This is a genomic window from Deltaproteobacteria bacterium CG11_big_fil_rev_8_21_14_0_20_49_13, assembly GCA_002796305.1.
Taxonomy (GTDB): domain Bacteria; phylum UBA10199; class UBA10199.
Genome location: PCWZ01000038.1, coordinates 1 through 7,520, shown reverse-complemented (window position 1 = coordinate 7,520; position 7,520 = coordinate 1). Strand labels below are relative to the sequence as shown.

8 protein-coding genes and 2 tRNA genes are annotated in these 7,520 nt (G+C 46.2%); 7 read left to right on the top strand and 3 right to left on the bottom strand.

Annotation, left to right across the window (positions count from 1 at the left end):
- Both COV46_03210 and COV46_03205 read right to left on the bottom strand, forming a co-directional pair.
- On the bottom strand, positions 1–317 hold a 317-nt coding region (locus COV46_03210), incomplete at its 3' end, for a restriction endonuclease subunit M (GenBank protein PIR17681.1).
- Positions 318–341: 24 nt separating this feature from the next.
- On the bottom strand, positions 342–2,096 hold the full coding sequence (locus COV46_03205) for a hypothetical protein (protein ID PIR17680.1): 1,755 nt from the start codon (positions 2,094–2,096) through the stop codon (positions 342–344).
- A 156-nt stretch (positions 2,097–2,252) separates the two neighbouring features.
- Between COV46_03205 and COV46_03200 the strand changes: the two genes are divergently transcribed.
- From COV46_03200 to COV46_03180, 5 genes are all read left to right on the top strand, one after another.
- Entirely contained in the window at positions 2,253–2,567 is a 315-nt protein-coding gene (locus tag COV46_03200) for a hypothetical protein (protein ID PIR17679.1), read from the top strand.
- Positions 2,554–2,757: a hypothetical protein gene (locus COV46_03195; GenBank protein PIR17678.1), complete on the top strand. Its 204-nt coding sequence runs from the start codon at positions 2,554–2,556 to the stop codon at positions 2,755–2,757. Before COV46_03200 ends, COV46_03195 begins: the two co-directional genes overlap by 14 nt.
- A complete protein-coding gene (locus COV46_03190; protein PIR17677.1) occupies positions 2,726–3,952 on the top strand; it encodes a hypothetical protein in 1,227 nt (408 codons plus the stop codon). Before COV46_03195 ends, COV46_03190 begins: the two co-directional genes overlap by 32 nt.
- A gap of 108 nt (positions 3,953–4,060) precedes the next feature.
- Positions 4,061–4,651, top strand: coding sequence for a hypothetical protein (locus tag COV46_03185; GenBank protein ID PIR17676.1), 591 nt, complete (start codon positions 4,061–4,063; stop codon positions 4,649–4,651).
- A gap of 20 nt (positions 4,652–4,671) precedes the next feature.
- Positions 4,672–6,294: a hypothetical protein gene (locus COV46_03180; protein PIR17675.1), complete on the top strand. Its 1,623-nt coding sequence runs from the start codon at positions 4,672–4,674 to the stop codon at positions 6,292–6,294.
- Here the strand turns inward: COV46_03180 and COV46_03175 are convergent.
- Positions 6,256–6,346: transfer RNA gene (locus COV46_03175), tRNA-Ser, on the bottom strand. The genes COV46_03180 and COV46_03175 overlap by 39 nt on opposite strands.
- 623 nt (positions 6,347–6,969) lie before the next feature.
- Here COV46_03175 and COV46_03170 point away from each other — a divergent pair.
- Complete coding sequence (locus COV46_03170; protein ID PIR17674.1) at positions 6,970–7,245, top strand: hypothetical protein; 276 nt, start codon at positions 6,970–6,972, stop codon at positions 7,243–7,245.
- Between the two features lie 81 nt (positions 7,246–7,326).
- Positions 7,327–7,417 (top strand) — tRNA-Ser (locus tag COV46_03165).
- Positions 7,418–7,520 lie beyond the last annotated feature (103 nt).

Here is a 7,520-nt window from a genome sequence, read left to right as displayed (position 1 = left end):
CTCTTGAGGTAATGCGCCAGATTTTTGGCAATGTGATTGGGGTCCGATTTCAGTCTTTGAAAATCGAGCTTGCTGATGTTGTGAAACTGATGTCCGGCGGCCCTGTTGAGAAGTTTCTCTAAGACTTCAGGGGGACGGTCTTTGTGCTTGGTGTATTCACTAAGGACTTTCTCTTTTGACTTTTCAAGCACACAGTCCAGACGCCTAAGAACCGTTAAAGGCAGAATCACCTTGCCGTACTGGTTTGGTTTGTATGGCCCGCGCAGTGCATCTGCAATGCTGAATATAAAATTAACTTTTTCCTGAAAATTGTTCATAGTTCACCACGTTTTTTAATCTTTCTAATCAATTTCTACAGATTTTATATTCAATCCAAACGGCATCAAAAGTTTGGCATGTGGTGATCCATCAAACCACTCAAAATCATATACTTTATCAAGCCAGTGATTACATACTTTAATCCAACTTGGCCAAACCTTTAAAACCCGCTCTGTCTTGACACCATGTTTTTCCCAGACCGCTTGGAGTAATTCCGGATGGGATTGAAGCATTGTGATGGCTTTTTCCACAATTTCGGGGGCTTCAGTGACAAAGCAAAGAGGAATATCGAGAGAAAGATCTGTTGGATATTCTTCGATGTCTTTTTCAGCGAGATCACATGCGAGTTCGTTTAAGGACAAGAGAATGTAATACGCACAAAGGCCAGTACGATATTGTGACGAACCACCAAATATTTTTTCTAGCCAGGGAAAGCGATCAGCAGAACCACTTAGAAATTCCCATGCGCCGCTTACTTTATCATTCAGAGCGCTTGTCCAACCCATGAGGCCGTGATGCCTGTGGATTGGAGCATAGTGGCCTGCCTCACCAACTTTTACGACAATGTCTACAAGCTTGAGGGCCGCATCATAGTTGCCGATTAGGGCACACAGCGCGCCATGTAAGCTGTGATAAAAATAGCCCAGCGCGGACGGAGTTTTGATAACAGACATTAAACCCGCACGGTTCCAGCCAGAAATGTTGTAAAGGTCATCAAACAATGCCCTTTGATCTGAAAATTCAGGACGACCAGATTCTATCCCGGCGAGGGCGATTGCAAAAATTGGCGCCGCGCATTGCAAGGCGCTATCGACTCTTTCTTTCCAATCTTTTGAGCCGACTTGAGTTTGTTCGATATGGACTCTCCACTGCAACAACGCATTATTCACAGGTCCACGGACCCTTTTAACGAGCTGCCTCCAGCCGGCCATGTCAATTTGTCGGGTCAATTGAACGGCTGTGTTGTAGATTTCGACAGGATCTCCCACATCGACAGTGATAGTGGGGAGTTGATCGGCAGACTTTACTTCTTTTTTATTAATAAAGGGATTGTTACCCAATGGGGGTTGCCTGGGAGGAAAATTGTGTAGAGATCGCAACAAGACTTCAAAATCTTCATCTGTGATTTGACCGTCTTGGGTCTCAATTCTTAATCTTGTTCCTAAAAATGCGGGAACCTTCTTGGCGCCGGTCACATCTTTCACAATAGGTATAAACTTTATTGTGCCGATATCTTGGATAAGTTCCGCTGTGACGATCATCCTTTCATATCCAACACCACCATGCCCTGCCTCGGCTTTTCGAATATAGGTATCCGTACAGATGGTTAAAACACGGTCTGAGTCTCGCACACCACGATCCATAAAAAGAGCGACATCGCTACCAGGCTCTAGGTTCCATTTATCAAGGATTGCATTGACTCCAGAATTTCTTAACCGGGTTGCCAAATCTTCGACCCATTGTTTGTGCTCTGGAGAATCGTGGGAGTACGAAATAAAAACCGTTGGTGATTCGGTTGCACTCTTCAGAGTAGTATCCGCGCTGTCTTGTCGATGCTCCATTTTTTCCGGTGAAATCAACTGAATATTCCTGGCGCCTCGTCCACGGCGAATATATCCGGCTGTTTCGAGGCTCTCTAAATACTGTGCGACGCTGCGCGGAGATTTGAGATTCAACCTCTCTTGAAGCTCTCGTGTTGTTGGCGATCGCTGCTCCGTGCGGATATAGTCGCTGATTTCATTAAGGAATTTTTGTTGATGTTCTGTAAGCTCAATCATGCTGACTTATATATAAAATTGTTTCAACGACGTCAAACAAATTTTTCTACCCGACACCTTCATTTTTCAGATCCGAAAACGCCATTAGTTTTTACTCATCGCGGAATTCTCTACACAGAGGCGGTTTTCGCCTCCCGGTGAATTGGAAAAAACGTGATGAAAATTTCAGAGATCAACATTCAGCTCATCAAGCCCACAAATGGTCTCGTGGCTTTTGCGAGTGTCGTGCTCGACGGCAAAATTTATCTCGGTTCCATCGGCGTCCATCAACGGCTTGACGGTGCCGGTTACCGCCTGACCTATCCCACGAAGAAAACCGGCAATCGCGACTTTCACATCTTTCATCCCATTGAAAAAAACTTAGGACAGCAAATTGAACAAGCCATTTTGAGCAAGATCACTGCGCTTTTGGAGAAACAAGGTGCGGGTAGCGCGTCAGGTGCAAGAGAGGATGGCGATGCTATCGGCTGAACAGGTCAAACAGTTTCAGGGTTTGTATGAGCGGCGCTTTGGGCAGCAGATCAGCGAGCAACAGGCCTATGACATGGGGATGAAGCTTGTAACGCTGGTTAAGCTTACCTGCACCGCTCAGGGCAAGGCCCAGAAAAAACGTAATGAAGGGGACAATCATGACAAAGAAACAAATCCAGACGGGCTTTAAACCCATTGGCGTGAAAGATCTCAGCGACGTCTTGGGCATTACCATCAAGAAAGACGAGGCCAACAAAGTAGTCACGTTTTTGTGTCAGCTCTCCGCGTATACCGAGAACGCCCAGTTTAACGTCAGCTATAATGCGCCGTCCTCCACCGGTAAAAGTTACATACCCACCGAGATTGCCAGTTTATTTCCCAAAGAGGATGTCATGGAGCTTGCCTATTGTAGCCCCACGGCATTTTTTCATGATGTCGGCAAATACGATAAGGCGTTTAATGGCTACAAAATAGACCTCTCCCGAAAAATTCTTATTTTCTTGGATCAACCGCACAACGATTTATTGGCCCGGCTTCGGCCTTTACTCTCCCACGACCGTAAAGAGATAAATCTCAAGATTACCGACAAGTCACAGAAGATGGGATTGCGTACCAAGAATATTTTAATTCGTGGGTATCCTGCCGTCATCTTTTGTACGGCGGGCCTGCACATAGACGAGCAGGAAGCCACGCGCTTTTTGCTCTTAAGCCCCGAAGTGAATCAGGAAAAGATTCGGGCCAGCATCATGGCCTCGATTCAAAAGGAATCCGACCGCGATTTGTACAATGAATCATTGGAAAAGAACCTGCCGCGCATGCAGTTTGCCGAACGCATCCGCGCTATCAGGGATGAAAATATTCAAGAGATCAAAATTGGTTTTCAGGAAGAAGTCGAACGACGATTCTTTGAAAAGCGTACCGTCCTCAAACCACGCCACCAACGGGATATTAAACGCATTACCTCACTCATCAAATGCTTTGCCCTGCTGAATCTCTGGTGGCGGGATCGTGAAGGTAGCACCGTCACGGCTAATGAAGAAAATATCGCACAGGCCTTCAGCGTGTGGGAGCGGATCGGCGTAAGTCAGGAACTCAACCTGCCGCCCTATATTTACAATCTCTATTCTGAGGTCATTCTGGCGGCATGGCAGGAGAAGGAAGGCAATGGCCTCACCCGCAACGACATTGCCAAGAAATATTACGAGGTCTTTGAACAAATGTTGGATGTGACCAAGTTCCGCCAGCAGATACTGCCCATGCTGGAAACAGCGGGACTGATTTATCAGGAAGCGGATTTGAACGACAAACGCAAAGTCCTGGTTTTCCCGAACCCTGCACACGCTGGCACAGCTCAAAACAATATAGTGAGCGCAGGGGTGGGGTGAAAATCATTAAGGACGAATTGGCGCGATGGTTCAGACCCGAGCTTGACAGTAAATGACTGACAATGGCTGAAATAATTTTCTAATGATTTCGGCAAGGGTGGAGAATTGATGTTTGCAAATGAACCAAAAACCGAGACGGATCACATAACGCAGCTCTCAATTACCGATCTCACCAAGCGCGGAATTCTGGATGGCATGTTGCCGTGCACACTGCGCTGGCAAAATAATATCCTTGGCACCGAGCAGAAAGTGGATGTTGCGGTCTGCCGAAAAGGGGGAAACCAAATTTGCGAACTGAGCTATGAGTTGGGCGCTTCAAAGACAGGAAAAAATTACCACCGGTGCAAGGTAACTATCACCACAACCCCGTGTCATTATGGTGGAGCACGCCGGTGGTTTCTTTGCCCGATGAAGAATGATGGCGTCCTGTGCAAAAAGCGCGTTGCCATCCTCTATTTGAAAGAGGGCTCCTTTGGTTGCCGCCACTGTCATCACCTGACCTGCTCGTCTCAGAATAAAAATCAGCGAAACCATGCCGATGCCTTGATGGAGGGTTTAAAGGATCTGCTGGAGATGCAAGAGTTGCAGAGCAAAATCAAAACCCGCCTGTACAAGGGGAAGCCAATAAAAAAATACCGACAATTCGAAACGTTAGCAAAGCGGTATCTGGCCAGAACCTGCTTTACTACCGGGGAATAGAATCTTAATGTGGTGGTGACATGCAAAGACCTGAAAAACTGCGTTACATTCTGTATGCCCGCAAATCCTCAGAGAGCGGGGATCGGCAGGTGCAGTCCATTGATGATCAGATCAACCGTCTTCAAAAACTCGCCGGTGATTTAAAACTGAATGTCGTCGATATTCTCATCGAAGCAAAATCCGCCAAGAAACCGCAGAGCCGCCCGATCTTTATGAAGATGATGCAACGGATCGAAGCTGGCGAAGCCGATGGCATCCTGGCTTGGCAGTTGAATCGTCTTTCACGTAACCCAGTCGACAGTGGAACCTTGGGTTGGTTTTTACAGCAGGGAACGATTCAATCGATTCAAACCACCGAGCGTGAATATCTGCCCGATGATAATGTGCTCTTGTTCAGCGTTGAAAGTGGCATGGCCAATCAATATATTTTGGAGCTGCGAAAAAACGTCAAACGTGGCGTGGACAGCAAATTGGCAAAAGGCTGGAAACCCAATGTGGCTTCGCTGGGATATCTCAATGAGAAAGAAGAAAAGACGATTGTTGAGGACCCAGAACGTTTTCCACTGATTCGTAAAATGTGGGACTTGATGCTCACCGGGACAAAATCACCGCCACAGATTTTGGAGATCGCCAATAAGCAATGGGGATTTCGCACCAGAAAAACCAAGAGACTGGGCGGTAAAGAATTATCACGCAGTGGGATCTATCGAATTTTCACCAATCCCTTTTATGCAGGCATCATCGCTTACGGCGGTAAGGAGTATGACGGCAAACACAAGGCCATGATCACGCTTTCAGAATTTGATCGCGTTCAATACCTGTTGGGCCGCAAGGGAAAAGCACGGCCAAAAACACATGCCTTTGCTTTTACGGGTTTGATTCGCTGTGGGGAATGTGGCTGTGTATACACGGCGGAGACCAAGCGGAAGTTGATCAAATGCAATGGCGAAGTCAAAGAATACACCTATTACCACTGCACACGAAAAAGAACAGATTACGACTGCTCACAAAAGAAGGTGATACGCGATGATGTTTTGAACCAGCTCATCGCCGATGAAATCGAAAAATTCACCATCCTTCCTGAGTTTAGAGATTGGGCCTTGGAAGTCTTGAAGGAGCAAAATTCAAAAGAGGTGACAGATCGCAATCAGATTTTTGAATCGCAAACGAAGGCATTGGCGCAATCCCATGATAAACTGGACCGTCTGGTTGATATGCGCCTGAATGATTTGCTGTCGAATGCGGAGTATGTCCAAAAAAAGGACCGGCTGGAAAAAGAAATTCAAGATTTACGAAAGCAGGCCAAAGAGACCGAGGAACGCATCGACAATTGGCTGGAACTGACCGAAAAGGTCTTCGACTTTGCCACCAATGCCCACACGGCCTTCCTGAATGGCAACATGGAAACCAAGAAACAGATCCTGATGGCACTGGGTTCGAACCCAACGCTTAAAGACGGGAAACTCTCTATTACCGCAAGCGAGTGGCTGGTGCCGATTGAAAAAGCCTATCCTTCCCTCGAAGCTGCATACCAAGGGTTAGAACCAGCGCAAACCCCCGAAAATACGAAACGGATGGGCCAAATCGGCGCCATCCGTTCCACTTGGCGGAGAGGGTGGGATTCGAACCCACGGACCCCGTAAAGGGTCGCTGGTTTTCAAGACCAGTACCATCGACCAGCTCGGTCACCTCTCCAAATACTTCTATTCAGCTACTTAGAACAAGTTCCGTTCACTGTCATCAATTTTTCAGAATCCGCTTCCTCGTCTCTCACAACCCTTTTTACCGCCCTAGTAAGTAGTCCTACTAGGATGTTCCATCTTTGTTGCGGTGACATCTCTCCGATTTTCGAATAATCAATCGTCTTAACGATATCGTGATAGTCAGACTCATAATCAAAAGCTGAGGTTGGTCGGACTAACTTTTTATCTTCATTTCTACGCTTCACTTTTTGGCGTTTTCCATCTACGCTCGACCTTTATTTTTCAGATTTTAGCTTCCAGTTTTATCTCAAAAATCCATTTCTTAAACTTTTCTTAAACTAATCCTCGGAAAAGGGCAGTTAATTACGGTAACTTACGGTAGTGAAAAAGTGGGTTAGTTTTTTGTTTTTATTCGTTAGTTCTTGTTTTTGTTATATATTTTAATAACCCCATTATCGGTTTTCAAGACTGGCTCTTTAAACCACTCAGACACCTCTCCAAAAATTTCGCAATAGATATAGCCAGTCAGGCATTTTTGTCCAGCAAGAAAACATGAGGGCTAAATAGTTGCATTTGAAGGGGTTAGATGGCACAAGAAGCGAAAGGGGGGAAGTTATGCCAAAATACGATCTAAAAATAACCGTTACTGAGGTTAGGGGTGGTGGAAAGTGCGATATGGGTATCAAGATCGGAGATACCTGGATGGTCGAAGAAAATATGGCCCCATTTTGCACATGGGCCTATACAGCTATATTTCCATTTATTTCGGCCATGCGTTATGGCTCAAAATTTCCTTGGGAACCTGACCCTGAAGTGTCATTTGCCTGTTGCCCAGACCCTCACAATACTGTGGTCTTTAAAGTAGAAAGATTGAAAGAGATAAATGCTTAAACCTAAGCCGCGTATAATCAATTTCGCTGGACAAAACCATTGCTATCCACTAAGCACTACGCACTGGAAATTGCTGTGAATGGAGAGGTGCCCGAGTGGCTGAAGGGGACGGTTTGCTAAACCGTTGTACAGGCTTAAACCTGTACCCAGGGTTCAAATCCCTGCCTCTCCGCATTAAAAAGGCCGGTGACAGTTGTTACCGGTCGGTCAAAACCGATAATTAGTGGTCACATCAAAAGCGATGATTATCTGATAGTCCAAGCGGTCTCACAAGG